23 protein-coding genes and 1 tRNA gene are annotated in these 22,354 nt (G+C 69.3%); 21 read left to right on the forward strand and 3 right to left on the reverse strand.

Annotation, left to right across the window (positions count from 1 at the left end; all coding sequences use genetic code 11):
- Positions 1-376: 376 nt before the first annotated feature.
- Both ACFV5H_RS12305 and ACFV5H_RS12310 read left to right on the forward strand, forming a co-directional pair.
- Positions 377-1,612: a helix-turn-helix domain-containing protein gene (locus ACFV5H_RS12305; RefSeq protein WP_030784516.1), complete on the forward strand. Its 1,236-nt coding sequence runs from the start codon at positions 377-379 to the stop codon at positions 1,610-1,612.
- Positions 1,594-2,172 (forward strand): flavoprotein, encoded by a 579-nt coding sequence (locus ACFV5H_RS12310; protein ID WP_193448638.1) that lies wholly within the window; start codon positions 1,594-1,596, stop codon positions 2,170-2,172. Before ACFV5H_RS12305 ends, ACFV5H_RS12310 begins: the two co-directional genes overlap by 19 nt.
- 216 nt (positions 2,173-2,388) lie before the next feature.
- Here the strand turns inward: ACFV5H_RS12310 and ACFV5H_RS12315 are convergent, their stop codons facing one another.
- Entirely contained in the window at positions 2,389-2,784 is a 396-nt protein-coding gene (locus ACFV5H_RS12315; RefSeq protein WP_030784520.1) for a GntR family transcriptional regulator, read from the reverse strand.
- 163 nt (positions 2,785-2,947) lie between these two features.
- Here ACFV5H_RS12315 and ACFV5H_RS12320 point away from each other — a divergent pair, with 163 nt between their 5' ends.
- The 13 genes from ACFV5H_RS12320 (at position 2,948) to ACFV5H_RS12380 (ending at position 12,989) form a co-directional block, all read left to right on the forward strand.
- Positions 2,948-3,247: a hypothetical protein gene (locus tag ACFV5H_RS12320; protein ID WP_364119146.1), complete on the forward strand. Its 300-nt coding sequence runs from the start codon at positions 2,948-2,950 to the stop codon at positions 3,245-3,247.
- The gene (locus ACFV5H_RS12325) at positions 3,244-4,236 is read left to right on the forward strand and encodes a DUF2637 domain-containing protein (RefSeq protein WP_385194423.1); all 993 of its coding nucleotides are present in this window, start codon (positions 3,244-3,246) and stop codon (positions 4,234-4,236) included. The genes ACFV5H_RS12320 and ACFV5H_RS12325 overlap by 4 nt, the downstream gene beginning before the upstream one ends.
- Positions 4,233-4,883, forward strand: coding sequence for a GGDEF domain-containing protein (locus ACFV5H_RS12330; protein WP_385194425.1), 651 nt, complete (start codon positions 4,233-4,235; stop codon positions 4,881-4,883). Before ACFV5H_RS12325 ends, ACFV5H_RS12330 begins: the two co-directional genes overlap by 4 nt.
- Positions 4,883-5,266 (forward strand): RRQRL motif-containing zinc-binding protein, encoded by a 384-nt coding sequence (locus ACFV5H_RS12335; protein WP_385194427.1) that lies wholly within the window; start codon positions 4,883-4,885, stop codon positions 5,264-5,266. The genes ACFV5H_RS12330 and ACFV5H_RS12335 overlap by 1 nt, the downstream gene beginning before the upstream one ends.
- A gap of 76 nt (positions 5,267-5,342) precedes the next feature.
- Positions 5,343-7,598 carry a cell division protein FtsK gene (locus ACFV5H_RS12340; RefSeq protein WP_385194430.1) on the forward strand — a complete coding sequence of 752 codons (2,256 nt, stop codon included), beginning with the start codon at positions 5,343-5,345 and terminating at the stop codon, positions 7,596-7,598.
- A gap of 139 nt (positions 7,599-7,737) precedes the next feature.
- Complete coding sequence (locus ACFV5H_RS12345; RefSeq protein ID WP_385194433.1) at positions 7,738-7,989, forward strand: hypothetical protein; 252 nt, start codon at positions 7,738-7,740, stop codon at positions 7,987-7,989.
- A gap of 35 nt (positions 7,990-8,024) precedes the next feature.
- Positions 8,025-8,213, forward strand: a complete 189-nt coding sequence (locus ACFV5H_RS12350) for a hypothetical protein (RefSeq protein ID WP_164351553.1) — start codon at positions 8,025-8,027, stop codon at positions 8,211-8,213.
- Between the two features lie 11 nt (positions 8,214-8,224).
- On the forward strand, positions 8,225-8,668 hold the full coding sequence (locus ACFV5H_RS12355) for a hypothetical protein (RefSeq protein ID WP_385194435.1): 444 nt from the start codon (positions 8,225-8,227) through the stop codon (positions 8,666-8,668).
- Positions 8,669-8,686: 18 nt separating this feature from the next.
- Entirely contained in the window at positions 8,687-9,196 is a 510-nt protein-coding gene (locus ACFV5H_RS12360; RefSeq protein WP_385194438.1) for a hypothetical protein, read from the forward strand.
- Positions 9,197-9,284: 88 nt separating this feature from the next.
- Positions 9,285-10,184: a bifunctional DNA primase/polymerase gene (locus ACFV5H_RS12365; RefSeq protein ID WP_385194440.1), complete on the forward strand. Its 900-nt coding sequence runs from the start codon at positions 9,285-9,287 to the stop codon at positions 10,182-10,184.
- Complete coding sequence (locus ACFV5H_RS12370; protein WP_385194443.1) at positions 10,181-11,338, forward strand: AAA family ATPase; 1,158 nt, start codon at positions 10,181-10,183, stop codon at positions 11,336-11,338. Before ACFV5H_RS12365 ends, ACFV5H_RS12370 begins: the two co-directional genes overlap by 4 nt.
- Positions 11,335-11,529 carry an AlpA family transcriptional regulator gene (locus tag ACFV5H_RS12375; protein ID WP_111004752.1) on the forward strand — a complete coding sequence of 65 codons (195 nt, stop codon included), beginning with the start codon at positions 11,335-11,337 and terminating at the stop codon, positions 11,527-11,529. The genes ACFV5H_RS12370 and ACFV5H_RS12375 overlap by 4 nt, the downstream gene beginning before the upstream one ends.
- Positions 11,530-11,609: 80 nt before the next feature.
- Positions 11,610-12,989: a tyrosine-type recombinase/integrase gene (locus tag ACFV5H_RS12380; RefSeq protein WP_385194445.1), complete on the forward strand. Its 1,380-nt coding sequence runs from the start codon at positions 11,610-11,612 to the stop codon at positions 12,987-12,989.
- 27 nt (positions 12,990-13,016) lie between these two features.
- Here the strand turns inward: ACFV5H_RS12380 and ACFV5H_RS12385 are convergent, their stop codons facing one another.
- Both ACFV5H_RS12385 and ACFV5H_RS12390 read right to left on the reverse strand, forming a co-directional pair.
- Complete coding sequence (locus tag ACFV5H_RS12385; RefSeq protein WP_385194448.1) at positions 13,017-14,942, reverse strand: zinc-ribbon domain-containing protein; 1,926 nt, start codon at positions 14,940-14,942, stop codon at positions 13,017-13,019.
- Between the two features lie 248 nt (positions 14,943-15,190).
- Positions 15,191-15,262, reverse strand: a tRNA-Arg gene (locus ACFV5H_RS12390).
- Positions 15,263-15,397: 135 nt separating this feature from the next.
- Here ACFV5H_RS12390 and ACFV5H_RS12395 point away from each other — a divergent pair.
- The 6 genes from ACFV5H_RS12395 (at position 15,398) to thrB (ending at position 22,222) form a co-directional block, all read left to right on the forward strand.
- On the forward strand, positions 15,398-15,880 hold the full coding sequence (locus ACFV5H_RS12395) for a PleD family two-component system response regulator (RefSeq protein WP_385047714.1): 483 nt from the start codon (positions 15,398-15,400) through the stop codon (positions 15,878-15,880).
- 79 nt (positions 15,881-15,959) lie between these two features.
- A complete protein-coding gene (gene nrtL, locus ACFV5H_RS12400) occupies positions 15,960-16,931 on the forward strand; it encodes an ArgS-related anticodon-binding protein NrtL (RefSeq protein ID WP_385194452.1) in 972 nt (323 codons plus the stop codon).
- 15 nt (positions 16,932-16,946) lie between these two features.
- Entirely contained in the window at positions 16,947-18,338 is a 1,392-nt protein-coding gene (gene lysA, locus ACFV5H_RS12405; RefSeq protein ID WP_385047719.1) for a diaminopimelate decarboxylase, read from the forward strand.
- Positions 18,339-18,497: 159 nt separating this feature from the next.
- Positions 18,498-19,790 (forward strand): homoserine dehydrogenase, encoded by a 1,293-nt coding sequence (locus tag ACFV5H_RS12410; RefSeq protein ID WP_385047721.1) that lies wholly within the window; start codon positions 18,498-18,500, stop codon positions 19,788-19,790.
- Positions 19,791-19,796: 6 nt separating this feature from the next.
- Positions 19,797-20,855 (forward strand): threonine synthase, encoded by a 1,059-nt coding sequence (gene thrC / locus ACFV5H_RS12415; protein ID WP_385047723.1) that lies wholly within the window; start codon positions 19,797-19,799, stop codon positions 20,853-20,855.
- 449 nt (positions 20,856-21,304) lie between these two features.
- Positions 21,305-22,222: a homoserine kinase gene (gene thrB, locus ACFV5H_RS12420; RefSeq protein ID WP_385047725.1), complete on the forward strand. Its 918-nt coding sequence runs from the start codon at positions 21,305-21,307 to the stop codon at positions 22,220-22,222.
- The last annotated feature ends 132 nt before the right edge of the window (positions 22,223-22,354 follow it).

Raw genomic sequence — 22,354 nt, forward strand, 5'->3', positions numbered from 1 at the left:
GGCTGCATCAAGCCTGCCCTCGCCCAGCAACCCGCAGATCGGAAGTTGCCTCCGGCTCCTACGTCCATTGAGAGGTCGGCTTCGCCGACGGGCTGTAACACCCTCTGCGTGTTGCAGCCGTCTGTGACCGGACAGCCCGGACAGCGGCACTTTGAGCTGTCCGGGGTGTTTATGCAGGTGAGAGCCCTAACCGGACAGCCGGACAGTGCGGACACCTTCCAGCGCGGTTCCATCAGACCCGGACAATCCGTCCGGGTCCGCTCCTGCTCAGTGCCGCACGCTGGTCATTGGCGGTAAGGGCTGAGATCACTTACCCCTTCCCCGCCGCGTCGGTACCGTGAAGGCGCCCCTACTCAGCAGCGGGAGGCAACACCACATGCGTGGTCTTGGAGATCACCTCAGCATCGGCGAGCGCATCGCGTTCTACCGGAAGCGCCGCGGCTACACGCAAGAGGTGCTGGCCGGTCTGGTCGGTCGTAGCACTGACTGGCTCGCGAAGATCGAGACGGGACGTCGGAAGCCTCCCCGAATCGACATGCTCGCGGAGCTGTCGCGCACCCTGCGCGTGCCTCTCGGGGATCTACTCGGTCAGACCGTGCTCATGGAAGACGAGCGGCAACAGGACGATGTCCCCGCCGTACGTGATGCCCTCATGAGCCCGCGTCGGCTCTCACGTCTGCTCTTCGGCCCCGAGGCTGAGACCCAGCTTCCGACACCTGCCCCTGTGGCCGTGCGTGTCGAGCAGGCATGGAACGACTATCAGGGCGGACGGCTCGGCAGCGTGATCGCAGCCTTGCCGGCGCTTCTTCAGACCGCACAGGAACTGGAGGACCGAGCGGCGCGCCGCGGCGATGACCATGGCGACTGCTGGGCAGTGTCAGCCCGTACGCACCACCTTGCGGCTACGACTCTTGCGAAGATCGGCGAGTCGGACATCTCATGGCTTGCTGCCGAGCGCGCGATGCGAGCCGCTGACGAGTCGGACGACCCGCTCGTGTTGGCGTCGGCTGCGCGATCCGGCACGCATGCCTTGCTCGCCAACGGGCGCTATGACGATGCGCTGGAACTGGGCAACACGGCAGCTACGTGGCTGTCGGCCCAGGTGACCGACAGCGACCCGGCGGCGCTCAGCCTTCTGGGCATGATCCACCTGCGTGCCGCCGTCGCGGCGGCACGGCATCAGGACCGGCCCACCGCAACGGCGCTACTGGACCGCGCCGAAGAACTCGCGGATGACCTTGGGGCGGATGGGAACTACTGGCAGACCGGGTTCGGGCCGACGAACGTGCTCCTCCATCGCCTGTCCATTGAGCTGGACCTCGACAACGTCTCGTACGTGGTGGAACACGGTCGGATCAACGTCGACCACATGCCGCAGGAGCGCAGTGTCTCGCACCGTATTGACTTCGCCCGTGCCCTGTCCCTCGCTGGACAGGGGGATGAAGCGTTCGCGGAGCTACGTACGGCTGAGCGGACATCGCCGCAGCTCGTACGCAACAATCCGAGGGTGCGCGAGACGCTGCGGGACCTGATCAAGCAGTCTCCCGTGACCGGCGGTTCGCGTTCGTCCGAGGTGTTCGTGATGGCTCAGCGATGCAGGGCGGTGCAGTGAGTTCAGGCAAGCGCGGGGTGCTCGGTGTGGTCGGGTCGGCAGCCGGAGGCGTTGAGGCTCTGCGCACCGGTCTTGTCGAGCCCGCGATGGACCGAGGATGGCAGGTGGCCGTCACTCTCACGCCGACCGCAGGTAAGTGGCTGCGGATGATCGGCGAGGTTGAGCGGCTGGAGAAGCTCACCGGCCTGCCTGTGCGTGACGAACCGCGTCTCCCCGGAGAAGACCGACCGCATCCGCCGGTTGACTGCTACGTGGTCGCCCCCGCGTCGGCCAACACGGTTGCCAAGCTCGCGACCGGCCTCATGGACAACCAGGCGCTGACACAGGTTGGCGAGGCCATCGGCACCCTCGGTCTGCCGGTTGTCGTTTTCCCCCGGGTGAACGCGGCGCACGCTCGCCACCCCGCGTGGCAGGGCCACGTCGACGCCCTTCGGGCCGGGGGAGTGCACGTTGTCTACGGCCCGGACGTCTGGCCGCTGTACGAACCGAGGGAAGCGCCGGCGGGGCGCGAACTCCCGTGGGCTGCAGTGCTCGACGCCGTGGAGGAAGCCACTCGGTGACGAGTCGTCAACCTGCCTGACCTGCAAGGAAAGAGGACCCGGACAGTCTGTCCGGGCCCTCTTCCGTTTCCGGTCGCATGCTCATTGGCATGTCAGGGATCAGTGAGCGGAGCGGCGAGTTGGGAGGCCTGACTCCCACGGAACTTGCCTTGATTGAAGCGAGTCTGAACGAGGCGCGCGCCACGATCGAACGACTGCTGCGGCGAGCGGACGAACTTACGGCGAGGGTGGAGTCTCGTCGCCGACAAGCTGTTCAAGGCGGTCCAGTCGCTCACCGAGCAGACGAAGAGCGTCATGAATCGAGCTGAGTTCTGCTGCCAGGGCGGTAAACGCGGGACTACTGCCCGGCTCGGTACCGAGAGGTACCGATGGATCTCGGACGAACGTCCCGCGACCCTGCTGGGTGAGAACCAGTCCCTCGTCACGGAGCTGGCCGTAGGCGCTCTGCACGGTCATGAGCTGCACGCCAAGGTCTTTCGCGAGCTTGCGAGCCGCAGGGAGTCGGTCTCCCGGATCGTACTCGCGGTTCGGGCCCGTGATCTTTTCGCGAAAATCCGCGGCGATCTCCTTGGCCGTGGGCGTCTGCTTGGGCGCTTCTGGACTCTGCTCCATGGGTTCGAGAGTAGCTGGACCTAGGTCAATCTCTACGCCTCCGTCCGACTCTCTTGACAGCCAGATTGACATAGGTCAATCTGAAACCTCCGCGGCGCTGGGACTCCCCAGCAAGGTCGCCCGGTGCCGCGGTCCTCCCTGCCCTTCGACTCAGGAGAGCACCATGCGCACGTACGTCGGCCATCAACAGGCCGTATCCGTAGAGGACTTCGTGGAGCTGGCCCTTGGCACCCCGGTTGAGCTCTGGCTCGGGGCCGAGGGCGAGACGGACGAGGAGCGTGCGGCCCGCCTGGACGCGGCGCGCGACATCCTCGCCGACCCCGAGTACAGCAACCTGCCGGACGACGTGGCCCGCATCGCCGCCGAGGTGATCGAGGCGCACGCCCCGGAGCTGTTCAACGTCGTCTCACTGGCGCGCCCCGCGAGGCGCCGCCGGTCCTCCCGGAAGGGAGCGGCGGCATGACGACCGCAACCGAGACGGCACGGCCGGCGGTGCCGCCGCTGACGAAGCCGGAGATGGGCCTTGCCGGACTGGGCGCGCTGGCCGCGGCCGGTGTCGGCGCCCTGGGGCTGATCGCCTCGTTCGACGCGGTCTCCTCCGCCGCCGCCCGCTGGGGCTTCGGCGCACCGTGGATACTGCCGGTCGGCATCGACGTGGCCATTCCGGTGTTCACCGTGGCCAACCTGCTGCTGATCCGGATGGACATGGCGTTGGCGTGGGTGCGGTTCGTGCCCTGGGCGCTGACGCTGATCACGTGTGGGCTGAACATCGCCGCCGGGCACACGCTGTGGGCCAAGGTCGCACACGGCACGATGCCCCTGCTGTGGGTGGTGTTCTCCGAGATCGGCGCCCACGTCTACGCCGTCCGGATCGGCGCCGCCACCGGCCGGCGGATGGAGAAGGTGCGGTTCTCCCGCTGGATGCTCGCCCCGCTGTCGACGTTCGCCCTGTGGCGGCGGATGACGCTGTGGGAGATCACCTCCTACTCCGAGGCACTGAAGCGGGAGCGTGAGCGGCAGCTGGCCCGCGCCCGGCTGCGCGAGCGGCACGGCCGGCGGTGGCGGTCGAAGACCCCGCGCCCGGAACGGGTGCTGCTGAAGCTGGGCGAGCTGACCCCGGCGAGCGAGGACGTCCCGCCCGTGCCGCAGCAGCAGACGGAGAAGCCGAAGCCGGAGGCGCCCAAGACGCCGCGCAAGCGCCCGGCCAGCACCAAGGGCAAGGCCAAGACTGCCAAGGCGCCGCGGACCCCGGCGGAACTGCTCGCCGAGGCACGCGAGGCCACGGCCGACTGGGCCGATGACGCGATCAACGCGGAAGCCATCCGGACCACGCTGCACTGCTCGGCTGGCAACTCTCGTGTGCTGCGCGACCTGTTGCTGAGCGAGCGGGCCGAGGGGCGCCGCCTGCACTCCGTCGACGGCGACGAGGGGACCGAGGAGGCGGCGGCATGAACACCGTGTTGACCATGCTGGCCGCGGCGGCGCCGGTCGCCTCCGGCTGGACGGCGCACACGCTGTGGCTACGGCGGCGCCTGAACGTCGCCCGCCGTGACCCGCTGACCGGGCTGCGGACGCGCGAGGCGTTCACTCGTCGCGCCACGGCTCTGCTGCGGGATCCGCGGGCGATCGTGGTGCTGGCCGACGTCGACCGCTTCAAGCAGATCAACGACACCTTCGGGCATGCGGCCGGGGACGCGCTGTTGAAGGCGACCGCGGACCGGCTCGCCTACCACGTCGGCCGCTCCGGGGTGGCCGGGCGGCTCGGGGGCGATGAGTTCGCCGCCGTGCTGATTGACGACCACGGCACCACCTCCGACCTGCTCGCCGTGCTGCATGGCGTGCTCGCCCGCCCGGTCGACGGCCAGGACCCGGCCGTACACACCACGGTCTCGCTCGGCTGGGTGCGCGCTGCGGACTTCCCCGGCGACGACCTGTCCGCTCTGCTGCGGCGGGCGGATGAGGCGATGTACGCGGCCAAGCAGGCCCGCGCAGGTACCCGCCGGGCGGGGCTGGGGCGGCTGTTCGCCACGGTCACCGGACGCCGCGCCGGCCGCGTCGGGGCCCGGACCGATGCGCCGGTCGTGGGGGTGGCGGCCTGATGTCCGCCTACGGCAAGTGCTTCGACCCGTCCGGCGCCCGGTTCGGAGTCCCCACGTACCCGTGGCGATTCGCTCCGGACGGCTACGCCACTCGCCGGCAACTGCGTGCGGCCGGTCTGCGGCCGGGCGGACAGCCGATCGCCGCACAGGTGATGCGCCGCCACCGGGGCCGCAGGGCCGGGGTGCAGGTCGCCTACCTCTACCGCGTCGACTGCGCGAAGCCGGTGCGGCCGATGACCTCTCGCAAGTGGGGTGCGCTCGCCCTGGCGATGCTCGCCCGCCGCACCTGCCCGCAGTGCCGGATCACCTACAGCTACTGCATCCCGACCTCGCTCGGGGTGTGCCTCCTCTGCGCCTATCCCGAGGAACAGCGCGCCGCCTGACCTGTACGGGGCCCGGTCCCAAACCGACCAAAGCAGCGGCCGGGCCCCGCATCCTCCCAGAGAGAAGGAACCCTCAGTGAAACATCCCGACGACGACAACGAACTCTTCAATCGGCTCGAAGCCGAGATGGCCGCCGACTCCGACGGCGCCGTGGTCGACCTGGGCAAGGCCCGGTCGGCCCGCACCGAGTCGGCCGACCGCGCGCCCGACGCGTCGCCCGATTCCAGGCCCGACCGGTCGGGCGACCCGCAGCCGACCGAGTCGGCCGACCCGGGCGAGGGGGAGTCGGGCGACTCCGGCCCGACCCTGGTCGACCGTCCGGCGCCGACTCAGTCGGGCCCCGGTCTGATCGACCGCATCCGCGACTCCGAGCGGCTGGACATCCTCCCGGCGTGGGTGAAGTCGGGCCCGGAGTTCGCCGACGCGATGCGGTGGCTGGCCGGGCACGTCTGGCACACCATCGCCTTCCACGCGGTCCGCGTGCCGTTCCTGTACGTGCCCAAGCTCATCTGGCGCTCGCCGCGCGGCCTGGCCAACACCCTGACCCGCGTGGGCCGCTGGGCCGTCGACGCGGAGGGTGAGCCGCTGAGGCAGGCCGAGGCGCGCCGGGAGAACTCCGAGCTGTACCTGAAGCTCTCGCGGCAGCGTGACCGGCGGGTGCGGCTGCGGATGCTCCTCACCATCCTCGGTGCACTGGCCGCCCTGGTCATGGGCCTGTTCCTGGTCTACGGCGCCGAGCCGCGCACGCAGGTCATCGCCGCCACGCTCACCGTGCTGACGCTGGGCTGGCTGGGCGCGCCGGCGGATGCGCCGCTGGCCACCCGCGCGGTCATCAAGACCGAGGTGCAGAAGCTGACCAGCGACATCGTGGTCAAGGCCATGGCGTCCATCGGCATCGGCCAGATCGCCAGTGCCGTGGCCAAGGGTCAGGACGGCATCAAGTTCGTCGCCCCGATCACCCGCGAGGGCCCGGGCTGGCGCGCGGACATCGACCTGCCGCTCGGGGTGACCGTCGCCGACGTGGCCGACCGGCGCGCCCGACTCGCCTCCGGCCTGCGCCGCCCGCTCGGCTGCGTGTGGCCCGACGCCGATCCCAACGAGCACGAGGGGCGCCTCATCCTCTGGGTCGGGGACCGGGACCTGTCCAAGACCGGACTCGTCAAGTGGCCGCTCGCCAACGCCCGCAAGCACGACATCTTCAAGCGGATCCCGTTCGGCATCGACCCGCGCGGCCGGGCTCAGTCGGTGCCGATGATCCAGCACAACATCCTGATCGGCTCGCTGCCCGGCCAGGGCAAGACTGCCTCCGTGCGCGTGCTGGCCTGCGGCGCTGCCATGGACCCGTCCGTCGAACTGTGGTTGCACGAGAACAAGGGCACCGGCGACCTGGACTCCCTCGAATGCGTCTCGCACCGGTTCGTCTCCGGCATCGACGACGACTCGATCAAGTACGCGGCCGACTCCCTCAAGCTGCTGCGTGAGGAGGTCATGCGCCGCGCGGCTGCGATCAAGAAGCTGCCGCGGGACCTGTGCCCGGATAAGCGCATCACCCGCGCCATCGCCGACAAGCGCTCGCTCAAGCTGTGGCCGCTCGTGGGCGTGTTCGACGAGTGCCAGAACCTGTTCGCGCACCCCAAGTACGGCAAACAGGCAGGTGAAGACGCAGAGTTCATCATCAAGCTCGGTCGCGCCCTGGGTGTGATCCTCGTCCTGGCCACGCAGCGCCCGGACAAGGACTCGCTCCCGACCGGCATCAGCGGCAACGTGTCCATCCGCTTCGCCCTCAAGGTCGCCGGGCAGGTCGAGAACGACATGATCCTCGGTACGTCCGCGTACAAGAACGGCGTTCGCGCCACCTCGTTCCGCCCGGAGATTGACGCCGGTAACGGCTACCTCGCCGGCGCCACCGCGCTGCCGGTCGTGGTGCGCACCGCCTACCTGGACGACCACGCCACCCACGCCATCGCCCAGCGCGCCTACGCCCTGCGCAAGGCCGAGGGAACCCTGTCCGGCCACGCGCTCGGAGAGGACCCCGAGGCCGTGACCGGTCCGTCGTACGACCTGCTCGCCGACGTCGCCGCGGTCGTGCCGCCGTCGGAAGAGCGGGTGTGGAACGAGCGGATCGCCGCCCGACTGGCCGAGTTGCGGCCGGAGGTCTACGGCGGCTGGAAGGGCGAGAACGTCACCAGCGCGCTCAAGCCGCACGGCATCAAGACCCGCGACGTGGCCGGGACCACCGACGACGGCACCCGCACCACCCGCCGCGGCATCGTCCGCGCCGACCTCATGAAGACGATTGCTGAGCGTGACGAAAAGCGGGGCGCCGCCTAGCCCTGGACGGTGCTACCGGTAGCACCTCGCCCTGCTACTGGTAGCACCCCCGCTAGCACCCTGCACAGCGCCTGATCTGCGATCTAGCGCATAGCACCCCACCTGCGAAAACCCCGAAAACCGCCTGGAAGGGCCTCTCATGACTCCCATCGCCCTTGCTATCGCCTGCCTGTTCGCCATCACGCTCGGTTACGTCGGAATGTGCGCGGCCAGCCCGTTCGGCACCTGCCGCAAGTGCAACGGCTTCGGCTTCGCCATGGAAACCGACCGCAAGGGACGGCCCAAGCGCGGCAAGAACTGCCGCCGCTGCAAGGCCACCGGCAAGCGCATACGCGCCGGCCGCTGGCTCTTCAACCGAGCCCAGCGGATCTACCGCGAAGGCACCCACTGACCACCCGCCCACCCCGCCGAAGGGAGGTTCCGCCCGTGGCCGTCACCGTCTCGCTCGTGGCCCTGTTCGGACTCGTCCTGTTCTTCCTGCTCCGCTCCAAGTCCCTCGGTTACGGCGCCGCGTTCACCGCCGCCGGGTTCGGTTTCTTCCTCGCCTCCACCGGCGCCGCCGGACCCATCAACCAGCTCGCCGCCGCCGTCATCGACGCCATCCAGCACCTGTGAGGAGCACCGCCGTGAACGAACCGACCCTGCCCGCGCCCTACGTGCCTACCGAGCCGTACGCGCCCGCCCCGGCCGCGGTCGAACTGGCCGCCGAGCGCGGGCCGGTGGTGTGGGTGCCCGACGCCTACGGGCGCATGGTCCCCATGCCCAAGCACCTCGCCCCGCCCCCGATGGCCCGCCCCGAGCCGCGCGACCTCACCCCGCTGCCCCTGCTCGACCCCCTCGCCCAGCGCCTGATAGGCGCCGGCATCGGCGGCGGCGCCCTCGCGGCCGGCGTCGGCTACGGCATCGGCGAGGCCGTCAACGCGCTCGCCGGGCTCGGCTCCGGCGCCCTGGTCTGGATCGCGCTCGCCGTGCTCGCCTGGCGCGCCCCCGTCCGCGCCGTCGCCGGCGCCCGTGGCAGCACCGTGAACATCCGCAAGGCCGTCATCAAGCGCAGCCACTTCCACGGCTGAACACCCGAGAGGAGAGACGTGTTCGAGATCCGCGTCATCTGCGACCCGGCCGACACCGACCGCGTCACCGCCGCGCTCAGCGGTGCGTTCACCGCCGGCGCCGTCCGCACCTACCCCACCCGCGACGTCGAGCGCACCCGCCTGTACGTCACCGCCGATCACCGCCCCGAGCCGGGACCGTGGCCCACGCCGGACGAGGCGTACGCGCTCGCCCCGAGCCTCATCCGCGAGATCGGATGGACCGCTCAGGCGGCCGCCGACAAGCCGTTCGGCGAGCACCTGGGGCGGGAGTTCTGGCTCCGCAAGGCCGCGCTGCTGGACCGCATCGCGCTCCAGGGCGAGGAGGACGGCACGCCAGGTGACGCCGACGAGGTGGCCACCGAAGCGGCCCGCCGGCTCATCGACTGCGACCGAGAGGGCGAGGGCGACTACCACGGCGCCCCCTACTGGCCGGAGCACCCGGCCACCGCCGCCGACCCGCGCGGCTACGTCCGCCAGGAATACGCCCACTGGGCCAAGAACCACTAGCAACGCCGCGGCGGCGGGACTCCCCAGCAAGGTCGCCCGCCGCCGCGGTTCTCCCTGCCCATCCGCAGACAGAACAGGAGACCCCAGCATGCCGCACCTGGACGGCTCTGCCCAGCTCACCGCCGCGCTTGACGCAGCGTCGCGCGACTGGCGCGTCTTCCCCCTGATCCCCGGTGACAAGCGCCCAGCCGTCTCCGACTGGGAGACCCGCGCCACCACCGACCCGGACCGCATCACCCGCGCGTGGTCCGTCGCCGCCTTCAACGTCGGCATCGCCACCGGCCCGTCCGGCCTGGTCGTCATTGACCTGGACAAGCCCAAGCACCCCGACGACACTCCGCCGGCCGCTTGGGCCGAGCACGGCGTCACCGACGGCGCTGACGTGCTCGCCGTGCTCTGCGAGCGCCACGGCCAGCCCTTCCCCGCCGACACCTACACGGTGCGCACGTGGAGCGGTGGCACCCACCTGTACTTCCTCGCGCCAGAGGGCGAGCCCCTGCGCAACACCGCCGGGGACAGCGCTCGCGGGCTGGGCTGGAAGGTCGACACCCGAGCGTGGGGCGGGCTCGTGGTCGGCGCGGGCAGCACCTTCGCCGGACACCCGTACGAGGTCACCCACCACGGCCCCGTGGCGTCTCTGCCGGGCTGGCTCGCCGAACTCCTGCGCCCGGCCCCGCTGCCCCCGCAGACGCCCGTCACGGTCGCCCTCACGGGCCACGGACGGCGCACCGCCTTCCTCCGCTCCGCGATCAACGGGGAGGTGCAGCGGGTCACCGGCTCCGGCCCGCACGAGCACAACAACAGCCTCTACATCGCCTCCGTTGCCCTCGGACAGCTCGTTGCCGGAGACGAGTTGAGCGAAGCCGACGTCACCGGCTGGCTACTCACGGCCGCGCTCCAAGTCGGCCAGGGCGAGCGCGAGGCACGGCGCACCATCGCCTCCGGCCTGCGTGCCGGAGCACGTCGCCCCCGGACGGTCGCCGCATGAGCGCCAACCCCATTCCGCCCCTGCACCTGTACTCCGTGCCCAGCGACCCCGAGACGGCCCCCACGGTGCCGCTCAAGCGGGAGCGCCCGCGGACGGCATGGACGGCCGATCAGCTCATGGCTGCGCACTTTCCCGAGCCGAAATGGGCCGTGCCCGGCATCCTCGCCGAAGGCGTCAACGTGCTCGCCGGACCGCCCAAGGTCGGCAAGTCGTGGCTTTCCCTCGGACTGGGGCTGTCGGTCGCGGCCGGCGACAAGGCGTTCGACTCCGTGCCCGTCGAGGGCGGGCCGGTGCTCTACCTCGCCCTGGAAGACACCCCGCGCCGTCTCCAGACCCGCATGGGCAAGTTGCTCGGGGGCCAGCCCGCGCCCGCCGGTCTGACCCTGGTCACCGAATGCCCGCCCTTCCCCCAGGGCGGGACTGAGGCCATCGCACAGTGGCTGGAGCGCAACCCCGACGCGCGCATGGTCGTCATCGATGTGTTCGCCAAGATGCGCGGACAGGCCCCGGCCGGGGTGTCGGCGTACGACGCGGACTATGTCGCTGTCGGCTACGCCAAGCGGCTCGCCGACCACTACGGCGTGGCCGTCGTCCTCGTGCACCACGTCCGCAAGGCAGGCTCCGAAGACTTCCTAACCGAGGTCTCCGGCACCAACGGCATCGCCGGAGCCGCTGACGCCACGCTCGTGCTGAAGCGTGCGCGTGGGCAGGCGGACGGCATCCTGCACGTCACCGGCCGCGACGTGGACGAAGCCGAGTACGCCCTCAGCTTCCAACCCGCCTCTGGCGCCTGGCACCTGTTGGACGGCCCGGTCTCCGACCACACCGTCAGCGACACCCGCGCCACGATCCTGCGGTACGTCCGTGCCCACCCCGGCGCCAAGCCGAGGGACATGGCGGATGAGCTGCCGCATGTCGACATCGACACGATTCGCCGCACTTGCAACCGCATGGCCGACGCCGGACAGCTCAGCAAGGACGCCGGCGGCCGGTACTACCCGGACACCGAGACCCGGACGCAGGGTGCCCAAGAGGTGTCCGCACTGTCCGGCTGTCCGGTGACCACGTCTGACCAGCACGAACACCCCGGACAGTCGGAATTGGAGCTGTCCGGCCTGTCCGGTGCGGACGAAGCCGAAGGGATGGCGAAATGAGCGCCCGTACACGGGACGAGAAGATGACCGTCAAGGAGGTCATCGCTGATCTGAAGGTCGCCCCGTCGACTTTCTACCGGTGGCGCCAGCTCGGGAAGGGGCCCCGCGCGATCAAGCTCCCGAACGGCGACGTGCGGATCCGGCGGTCGGAGTACGAGCGTTGGCTCGCGGAGCGGGAGGACGCTGCGTGAGCGCTGAGAACGACACCCCGGCCGGGCTCCCTCGCGGGTCGGCCCGGCCGGGCTACTCCTTCGACGTCAGGCTGTGGAAGGTGACCAAGACCGGCCGCAAGTCCCGCCCGTGGCGCCTCCGGTGGGTGGTCGCAGGGCAGGTGCACGGCGACACGTTCACCACGTTGGCTCTCGCGGAGAGCCGACGGTCCGAGCTGTGGCAGGCCATGAATCGGCGTGGTGAAGCGTTCGAGATCGAATCGGGACTGCCTGAGTCCGAGGTACGCGCGGCGGCCGAAGCCGCCGAAGCAGCGGACGCCGAGTCGTCGTTGCGATGGTCCGAGTTCTGCCGGAAGTACGTGGCCGGACGGTGGCGTACGGCTGCGGCCAAGACCCGTGAGGGCATGGCGGACGGCCTTGCGGCCGTGACGCTCGCCATGGTCAAGCGTGGGGACGACGCTCCCGACGACGAGACCCTTCGGCTGGCCTTCCGGTGGGGGATCGTGCCCGCGAACGCGGGGGAGGACCCGCCGGCCGAACTCAAGGCCGCATACGACTGGGTCACGACGACCGACCGGCCACTGGGTGATCTGGCCGACCCCGAAGTGTTCGAGGATGTGCTGTACCGCCTCGGGTACAAGCTGGACGGCACCCCGGCGGCGGGCGACACATACAAGCGGCGCCGCCGGGCCCTGAACACCGCCCTCGAACACGCCGTGGTGACGGGGGAGCTCCCGGAGAACCCGCTCCAGCGCGCTCGCCGGAAGCACGTCGGGTCCAACGATGTCGTTGACCGCCGCGTCCTGGTGAACCCCGTGCAGGCCCGCCAGTTGCTCACGGCCGTCTCCTACGTCGGGTCGTGGGACCGGTGCCGTGGGCGGCGGCTGGTGGCCTTCTACGCGGTCCTGTACTACGCGGGCCTGCGCCCCGCGGAGGCGGTCGGGCTGCGATTGTCGGACTGCCACCTGCCCGAGACGGGTTGGGGCACGCTGACCCTGCGGGAAACGCGGCCCGTCTCCGGGAAGCAGTGGACCGACTCGGGGGAGCGGCACGATCGCCGGGGACTCAAGGCGAGGGAGGCGACCAGCGACCGGCCGGTGCCTATTCCGCCTGTGCTGGTCGCGATCCTCCGCGCGCACCTTACGGAATTCGGGACGGCCAAGGAGGAGCGCGTCTTCGGCAACGAGCGCGGGGGAGTCGTCGGGTCCTCCACCTACTGGCGCGTCTGGGAGGAGGCACGTGCCTACGCCCTCCCGCCTGAGCGCGTCGACTCGCCGTTGGCCGGCCGCCCGTACGATCTGCGGCACGCCTGCATAACGCGGTGGCTGAACGCTGGGGTGCCGATTGCCGAGGTGGCCCGTCGGGTCGGCAACTCGCCGGAGGTGATCCATCGGCGATATCACGGCTGCGTCGACGGACACGAGGAAGTCGCCAACGCCAAGATTGCTAAGTCTTTGGAAGAAGACGGAGACATGGTATAGAAGCAGATCTGGCGCGCTATGCACACGCTATCTGCAACACCTGCGCTTAGTTCCGCCAGATACTGCAAAGACTGGTGCGGTGAACGTGTGCTGTCCTGTCTGACAAAACCACTCGCACCTCAGATTGCTCTTGATTCTAAGGTTTTCTGGGGTGCGTGTTGGGTCTTTCAGGCAACGGATGAACCTAGCAGCGATGCTAGGGAAAAGATCTGCAAGCGACTCGCCAGGCTGCGCCATCGATCGGGAGACGTTGTTATTGTTTGTTCCTTGTCGGTGGCATGCGTGACAACCAGAGCCGCTGTATGTTCTGTTGCGGATCATGGTTTCCCATACGTGTCCGCACTTGCTGCATTGCCATTCTGCTACATCGAACGAAGAAGGCGAGCACAAGGACAGGTCGTACTCGGGTCGGGTGAGGTTCTTTCTGAATTCAGTGAGAAGCCCGGGATATTTCTTCGCCACAGACTCGAACCTCACTCCTCCCTTAATTGTCGCCCAGGCGTCTGCTGCCTGCCCCAGGGCTCTCTCTCTTTGCGCCTTACTCAGTGTTTTGAATTGGAGTCCGCGAGCAACCATGGTCGGACCGAGTGAAGACGCCCAGGTCCACGGGTCGATTCCGTTTCTAGTGTCGTCACTGACTTCTACATGTTCGCCAGGGATGTGAGGGAGGCCTTGAGCGCGAACCCGCACATAGTCCAAATCACGCAGGAGTACGCTCTTTCTGGCATCCTTTTCCCGGTGGCGGTCTGTGCTGTGAGTGTGGAACGGGTCCAGGTCCACATAGAGTTGAACCGACGGCACGAAGAGATCTACTCGGGGAGGGCGTCCCGAGGCTCCACGCACGTGCTCTACGGCGTGGTCGCATACGACGTCGGCCCCTATTGCTGCTGCGAGCAGGTACTGCACCTCAAGCTCGAAACGCGACCTGCCTGCTGACGTGCACTTGGGGCAGCCGGAACCATATGTTCGGGTCAGAACGTTAGCTTCCCATTCGTGCCCGTAACTGCATTTCCAGAGACACCGGTCATTGCTACGTATTCTCAGGTACTCGGGCCCTACCTCTGGCGTTGTCAAGTTCTTTACGAAGGATTGGCTAATCTGTGGGTAGATTTCTCTGAGTGACTCTCCTTCTTTAGGGGCTTTGCGGCGCGCGGCGATGCGTCGGTCGTAACACTTCCGGCATCCGGATCCGCTTCGATTCTTGTGTGAGCGAACACGGGATGCGACGCTGGCTATCCATGTGTGACCGCAAGTTGAGCACAGCCAGGCGCACTTATCGCCAGATCCAGGTCTGAGCATGGTTAAATCATGATCCGGCGTTGTTTCGTTTCTGATGAACTCCTTAGCGACTTCTCCGAGTGCATCGTGTGCGGTTTGGGATGTGCCCTGTGGTTTGCGCTTCCACTTGCCCCGCCTTGCTGCAAAGCAGGCGGGGCAGCCTGTTTTGTTGGATACGCGGTTTTGTGGAACCGCCACCCATTCGTTGTTGCAGAAACGGCAGCGCCAGCGGCATTTGTAGCCACTGTGTGGCTTGAGTTGTGAGGGGGTGAGTTCATTCTCTAGGTTGGCAACAAATTCTTGGGCCAGTTCGGGGTGTAGATCTGCAAGGGACTCACCTTGGCGAGCTATCCTGCGTGCATTGATTGTCCGTAGGCGTGCGCACTTCGGGCATCCGCTGCCGGCGCCGCCTGTAGTTCGCTTGGTGACGGTGCACGTCCACTCATGGGCACATGCTGTGCAGCGCCACCTGCACCCACGTTGGTCGGAAGGCTGAAGCCAGTCACTCGTTACGTCGTCGTGGCCGATGACTGCGACCAGCTCTGTCGCGATGTGTGGGTGTGTGAAGGTGAGCGCGTTTCGCTGTCTGTCGGTCATATCTACCGAGCGCGACATGTCCCCCCTAGCAAGTCGAAACCAGCCGCATAGTACGGCCCGTTTGCTGCTGCAGGGCATGACTCGCTTGATCTCTGGTGCAAGCTTCGAAGAGCGCGCCAGGGGCAAGCTCAGAGCGATCTATGGGCGATGTCCTGTAGAGGGGGCTCGTGTGTGGTGACAGTGCGAGGGGGCATGCACTGTGTCGGGGGTGTGTCGCGGACAGTGAGAGACGACGAGAGAGGGCGGGAGTCAGTGAGACTGACTCCCGCCCTCTTCTGTCGGCATCCGCCCTGGTCAGCGCATGATGGCTGCTGATCCTCGGCGAGTGCCCCCGGCAGGATTCGAACCTGCGCACACGGCTCCGGAGGCCGTTGCTCTATCCCCTGAGCTACGGGGGCGTGTCCGTCGCGGTGATCGCGGCGACGGGTAGAACACTACCAGTTCCGCGAGGGTGGTCATGAACCCGTTTTCGCAGCAGGCGGCAGCCGGCCGGGTCGGTCCGGAGTGCGGGGTGTCGCCCGTGCGGGGCGGAAGTGGGGAAACGCCGGACGTGGTGGCCGGGGGCGACCTACTCTCGAGTTGTGCCAGGCGCATCGGGCCGGGTTCTTGTTGTGGACGACAACAAGGTCATCCGGCAGTTGATCAGGGTCAACCTCGAGCTGGAGGGCATCGAGGTCGTGACCGCGGCCGATGGTGCCGAGTGTCTGGAAGTCGTCCATCAGGTGCGGCCCGACCTCGTCACCCTCGATGTCGTCATGCCGCGGCTCGACGGACTCCGGACGGCCGCCCGGCTGCGCACCGATCCCCGGACCAGTCATCTTCCGCTCCTCATGGTGAGTGCCTGCACCCAGTACGAGATCGAGAACGGGCTCGATGTGGGAGTGGACGCCTTCCTCGCCAAGCCCTTCGATCCCACGGAGCTCGTCCGGGTCGTCCAGCGGTTGGTCCTGAGTCCCCTCGGACGTGTGCGCGGGACCGGGGACGCCGAGCCGGCCGCCGGGCACGCGGGAGGGTGAGACGGGCGGCCGTCCACATCTCGGGACCGCGGCCCAACTCATTCGTCTACCCACCCCCCTCCTCCCCTACGCTTGTCCCGTGACCCCCGTCGAGCTCTCCCGCACCGTGCTGCACGCGGTGCGCCGTGCCGTCGACGAGGGGGAGCTGAGGGTGGTGCCGCCGGAGAAGGTTCTCGTCGCGCCTCCCGGGCCCGGAGGGTGCGGGGACTACGCGACCAATGTCGCCCTTCAGCTCGCGCGGCCGGCCGGGCAGCCGCCCCAGCGGGTCGCCGAGATTCTCCGGCCTCGTCTTCTGGGTGCCCCCGGCATCAGTGACGTCGTCGTCACCGGGCCCGGGTTCCTCAACATCAGCCTCGCCGACGCGGAAGGGGCCGTCGGGCTGGTGCGCGAGATTCTGCGGTGCGGTTCCCGGTACGGGCACGGTGACGCGCTGAGCGGCCACACCGTCCGGTTCCGTGCGGTCCGTGAGGTGCGGGCCGTTGTCCAAACAGAGGCTCTCGACCGGATTCTTCGGTCGCAGGGCGCCGTCGTGCACCTCGAGGACGATCACGGCACCGTCGTCCGGCCCGTTCCCGCGCCCGCCGACCCCTTCCGCCTCGGCCCCGACGCCGCCCGCTGGGCCCTGCTGTACCCCGCCCCGCACGACCGGCCCCGGATCGGCGACGAGCATCTGGTGCAGCGGGAGAGCAATCCGTTGTTCCGGGTCCGGTACGCCCATGCCCGCACCCGGGCGCTTCTCCGTAACGCCGCTGATCTTCAGTACCGCCCCGAGCCCGGTCCGGTGGCGGACGCGCAGTCCCTGCTCCAGGTCCTCGCCGACCACCCCCGTGTCCTCGTCGCCGCCGCCACCCACCGTGCGCCCGACCGGCTCGCCCGGCAGCTCGTCGCCGTCGCCGACGCCGTGCTGCCCCTGCTGCCCGCCGTGCTGCCGCTCGGCGACGAGAAACCCTCGGCCGCCCACCGCGCCCGGCTCGCGCTCGCCGAAGCCGCCGGGACGGTGCTGGCCGGCGGCCTGTCCCTGCTCGGCATCGACGCACCAGACCACCTCTGAGAGAGCACGCGAAAAATGAGCCGTTCCGCACACCCCGCCGGGCCCCGTCACGCCGACGTCCTCCCCGAGGGGCACTACTCCGCACCGCCCACCGACCTCAACGCCCTCGACTCCAAGGTGTGGGCCGAGACCGTCACGCGTGACACGGACGGCGTGCTCACCGTCGGCGGGATCGACGTCAAGCGGCTGGCCGAGGAGTACGGCACGCCCGCCTACGTCCTCGACGAGGACGACTTCCGGGCCCGGGCGCGGGCCTGGCGCACCGCCTTCGGCAGCGACGCCGACGTGTTCTACGCCGGCAAGGCGTTCCTCTCCCGGGCCGTCGTGCGGTGGCTGGACGAGGAGGGGCTCAACCTCGACGTCTGTTCCGGGGGCGAACTCGCCACCGCGCTCTCCGCCGGGATGCCCGCCGAGCGCATCGCCTTCCACGGCAACAACAAGTCCGTGGCGGAGATCCGGCGGGCCGTCGAGGCCGGGGTCGGGCGGATCGTGCTCGACTCGTTCCAGGAGATCGTCCGGGTCGCGCACATCGCGCAGGAGCTCGGCAGGCGGCAGCGGGTGCAGATCCGTATCACCGTGGGCGTCGAGGCGCACACGCACGAGTTCATCGCCACCGCGCACGAGGACCAGAAGTTCGGTATCCCGCTGGCGGGCGGGCAGGCCGCGGAGGCCGTGCGGCGGGCGTTGCAGCTGGACGGTCTCGAGCTCATCGGGATCCACTCGCACATCGGGTCGCAGATCTTCGACATGTCCGGGTTCGAGGTGGCCGCGCACCGGGTGGTGGGGCTGCTCAAGGACATCCGGGACGAGCACGGGGTCGAGCTGCCCGAGATCGATCTCGGGGGTGGGCTCGGGATCGCGTACACCAGTGACGACGACCCGCGCGAGCCGCACGAGATCGCCAAGGCGCTGACCGAGATCGTCACCCGGGAGTGCGAGGCCGCGCGGCTGACGACCCCCCGGATCTCCGTCGAGCCGGGGCGGGCCATCGTCGGGCCCACCGCCTTCACGCTCTACGAGGTCGGCACCGTCAAGCCGCTCGACGGGCTGCGGACCTACGTCTCCGTGGACGGCGGGATGTCGGACAACATCCGGACCGCGCTGTACGACGCCGAGTACAGCGTCGCCCTCGCCTCCCGGGTCTCCGACGCCGAGCCGATGCTGTGCCGGGTCGTCGGCAAGCACTGCGAGAGCGGGGACATCGTGGTGAAGGACGCCTTCCTGCCGGGGGACCTGGCACCCGGTGACCTCATCGCCGTACCGGCGACCGGGGCGTACTGCCGGTCGATGGCCAGCAACTACAACCATGTGCTGCGTCCGCCCGTCGTCGCCGTCAGGGGCGGCGAGGCGCGCGTGATCGTGCGGCGGGAGACGGAGGAGGATCTCCTCCGTCTCGACGTCGGATGAGCGACGACGCAAGAAGACCGTGACCGGGTGGCGGAAGATCTTCTGTCTTTCCGGTCATGAAAATGAAATAGATGTCTCACGATCCGGACATAACGCAGAAAGTTCCGTCCGGTGAGTGAGACTGGTGCAACCGAGACGGTAATCAGGAAACGAGGTCGGATGATGCGTACGCGTCCGCTGAAGGTGGCGCTGCTGGGCTGTGGAGTGGTCGGCTCAGAGGTGGCGCGCATCATGACGACGCACGCCGACGACCTCGCCGCCCGGATCGGGGCCCCGGTGGAGCTCGCGGGCGTGGCCGTGCGGCGGCCCGACAAGGTGCGGGAGGGGATCGACCCCGCCCTGGTCACCACCGACGCCACCGCGCTCGTCAAACGCGGCGACCTCGACATCGTCGTGGAGGTCATCGGCGGGATCGAGCCCGCCCGTACGCTCATCACCACCGCCTTCGAGCACGGCGCGTCCGTCGTCTCCGCGAACAAGGCGCTGCTCGCCCAGGACGGCGCCGCGCTGCACGCCGCCGCCGAGGAGCACGGCAAGGACCTCTACTACGAGGCCGCCGTCGCCGGTGCCATCCCGCTGATCCGCCCGCTGCGCGAGTCCCTCGCCGGCGACAAGGTCAACCGGGTGCTCGGCATCGTCAACGGCACCACCAACTTCATCCTCGACAAGATGGACAGCACGGGCGCGGGGTACCAGGAGGCGCTCGACGAGGCCACCGCGCTCGGGTACGCCGAGGCCGACCCCACCGCCGACGTCGAGGGGTTCGACGCCGCCGCCAAGGCCGCCATCCTCGCCGGGATCGCCTTCCACACGCGGGTGCGGCTCGACGACGTCCACCGCGAGGGCATGACCGAGGTCACCGCCGGTGACTTCGCCTCCGCCAGGGAGATGGGCTGCACCATCAAGCTGCTCGCCATCTGCGAGCGGGCCGAGGACGGGGCGTCGGTCACCGCGCGGGTGCATCCGGCGATGATCCCGCTCAGCCATCCGCTGGCCTCCGTGCGCGGCGCCTACAACGCGGTGTTCGTCGAGTCGGACGCCTCCGGGCAGCTGATGTTCTACGGGCCCGGTGCCGGCGGTGCGCCGACCGCCTCCGCCGTGCTCGGTGACCTCGTCGCCGTGGGGCGGAACCGGATCGGCGGGACGACCGGACCCGGTGAGTCCGCGTACGCCGCGCTGCCCGTCTCGTCGATGGGCGAGGTCGTCACGCGGTACCACATCAGCCTCGACGTGGCCGACAAACCGGGTGTTCTCGCCCAGGTCGCGACCGTGTTCGCCGAACACGGTGTCTCGATCGATACGGTTCGCCAGTCGGGCAAGGACGGTGAGGCCTCCCTCGTCGTCGTCACCCACCGTGCGTCCGACGCGGCCCTCGGCGGGACCGTCGAGGCGTTGCGCAAGCTCGACACCGTGCGCGGTGTCGCCAGCATCATGCGGGTTGAAGGAGAGTAACCAGCAATGACCCACCAGTGGCGCGGAATCATCGAGGAGTACCGGGACCGGCTGCCGGTATCCGACACCACGCCGGTCGTGACGCTCCGCGAGGGCGGCACGCCGCTCGTGCCCGCGCAGGTGCTCTCCGAGCGCACGGGCTGCGAGGTGCACCTCAAGGTCGAGGGCGCGAACCCGACCGGGTCCTTCAAGGACCGCGGGATGACCATGGCCATCTCCAAGGCCAAGGAGGAGGGCGCGCAGGCCGTCATCTGCGCCTCCACCGGCAACACGTCCGCCTCCGCCGCCGCCTACGGCGTGCGCGCCGGCATGGTCTCCGCCGTCCTCGTGCCGCAGGGCAAGATCGCGCTCGGCAAGATGGGGCAGGCGCTGGTCCACGGGGCGAAGATCCTCCAGGTCGACGGCAACTTCGACGACTGCCTCACGCTGGCCCGCGCGCTGAGCGACAACTACCCGGTGGCGCTGGTCAATTCGGTCAACCCGGTGCGGATAGAGGGGCAGAAGACGGCCGCCTTCGAGATCGTGGACATGCTGGGCGACGCGCCCGACATCCACGTCCTTCCGGTGGGCAACGCGGGCAACATCACCGCGTACTGGAAGGGGTACAAGGAGTACGCCGCCGACGGGATCAGCACGAGGACGCCGCGCATGTGGGGCTTCCAGGCCTCCGGCAGCGCGCCGATCGTGCGCGGCGAGGTCGTCAAGGACCCGTCGACCATCGCCACCGCCATCCGCATCGGCAACCCCGCCTCCTGGGACTTCGCGCTCGCCGCGCGGGACGAGTCGGGCGGCGCCATCGACGAGGTGACGGACCGTGAGATCCTGCGCGCCTACCGGCTGTTGGCCTCGCAGGAGGGCGTCTTCGTCGAGCCCGCGTCCGCCGCGTCGGTCGCCGGTCTGCTGAAGGCCGCCGAGCAGGGCAAGGTCGACCCGGGGCAGAAGATCGTGTGCACCGTCACCGGCAACGGTCTGAAGGACCCGGACTGGGCCGTCGCCGGCGCCCCGCAGCCGGTCACCGTCCCCGTGGACGCCGCGACCGCCGCCGAGCGGCTCGGTCTGGTCTAGTACCTGATCCAGTGCCTGATCCAGTGACTGGCCCGGTACCGGGCCAGTACCCGGTCCGGTACCGGCGCCGCGACCCGCGACGCCGTCCGCAAAACGGGCGTAAGGGCGCGTCCACCTGGGGAAGTTCTCCACAGGGGGTGCACGGGGGGCTTGCGACACGCATCGTGCGCCTCCTGTGCGCCCTATGTCGCCACTGAACCTTCCTTCGATAGGCTGTACCGAACCCGCCCGCCGCATATGCCGCGGTATCGCGGCGTCTCCGTGGTCCGGAAAGCGGCCCGGAGCGGCCCGGAGAGCGGCCGGCCATCCCGGTCGGCGGCGATCCCGGGAGTCGACCCCGGAGGGTTGACCCAGGGGGTTTCGTACGCCCTCGAATGTCCATCGAATGCACTCGAACGTTCATCGAATGTCATTCGACAGTCACGCAGCTCAAGGAGAGTCTTCGAGCGATGGCCGGTCCCGCGTTCCGCGCCGCCGCCGTCCGGGTGCGCGTCCCCGCCACCAGCGCCAACCTCGGCCCGGGCTTCGACGCCCTCGGCCTCGCGCTGGGTCTCTACGACGACGTGGTCGTCCGGGTGGCCGAATCCGGACTGCACATCGACATCGCCGGTGAGGGCGGCGAGACCCTCCCGCGCGACGAGCGCCATCTCCTCGTACGCTCCCTGCGCACCGCCTTCGACCTGCTCGGCGGACAGCCGCGCGGCCTGGAGATCGTCTGCGCCAACCGCATCCCGCACGGCCGGGGCCTCGGCTCCTCCTCCGCCGCCATCTGCGCCGGGATCGTCGCCGCCCGCGCCGTGACCATAGGCGCCGAGGCCAGGCTCGACGACACCGCGCTGCTCGAACTCGCCACCGAGATCGAGGGCCACCCCGACAACGTCGCGGCCTGTCTGCTGGGCGGTTTCACCCTGTCCTGGATGGAGCGCGGCGCGGCCCGGGCGATCAGGATGGAGCCCGCCGATTCCATCGTTCCGGTGGTTTTCGTGCCCGGGAAGCCGGTTCTCACCGAGACCGCGCGCGGTCTGCTCCCGCGCACCGTGCCGCATGTCGACGCCGCCACCAACGCGGGCCGTGCCGCCCTGCTCGTCGAGGCCCTGACCAGGCGCCCCGAGCTGCTGCTGCCCGCCACCGAGGACCGACTGCACCAGGAGTACCGCGCCCCGGCCATGCCCGAGAGCGCCGCCCTGGTGGAGCGGCTGCGGGGGGACGGGATCCCCGCGGTGATCTCCGGCGCCGGACCCACGGTCATGGCGCTGGCGGACGCGGAAACGGCCGACAAGGTCGAAGCGCTGGCCGGCAACGACTGGGCCGCAAACCGGCTCGGTCTCGACGCTCAGGGCGCGAGCGTGCTTCCGCTCGCCACCTGACACACGGTTGCCGGATTTGGAGAGGGGGAATGTTTGTTGGATCCGGTAGTGTTAACCTCAAGTCTGCACCCGACCCCACCATGGCGAGGTGCCTCGTGTCCCCGTCCGGGACAGACATTCTTCCGGGAGCCC

Origin of the sequence: Streptomyces sp. NPDC059787 (assembly GCF_042732315.1) — a bacterium.
Classification (GTDB): domain Bacteria; phylum Actinomycetota; class Actinomycetes; order Streptomycetales; family Streptomycetaceae; genus Streptomyces; species Streptomyces atrovirens.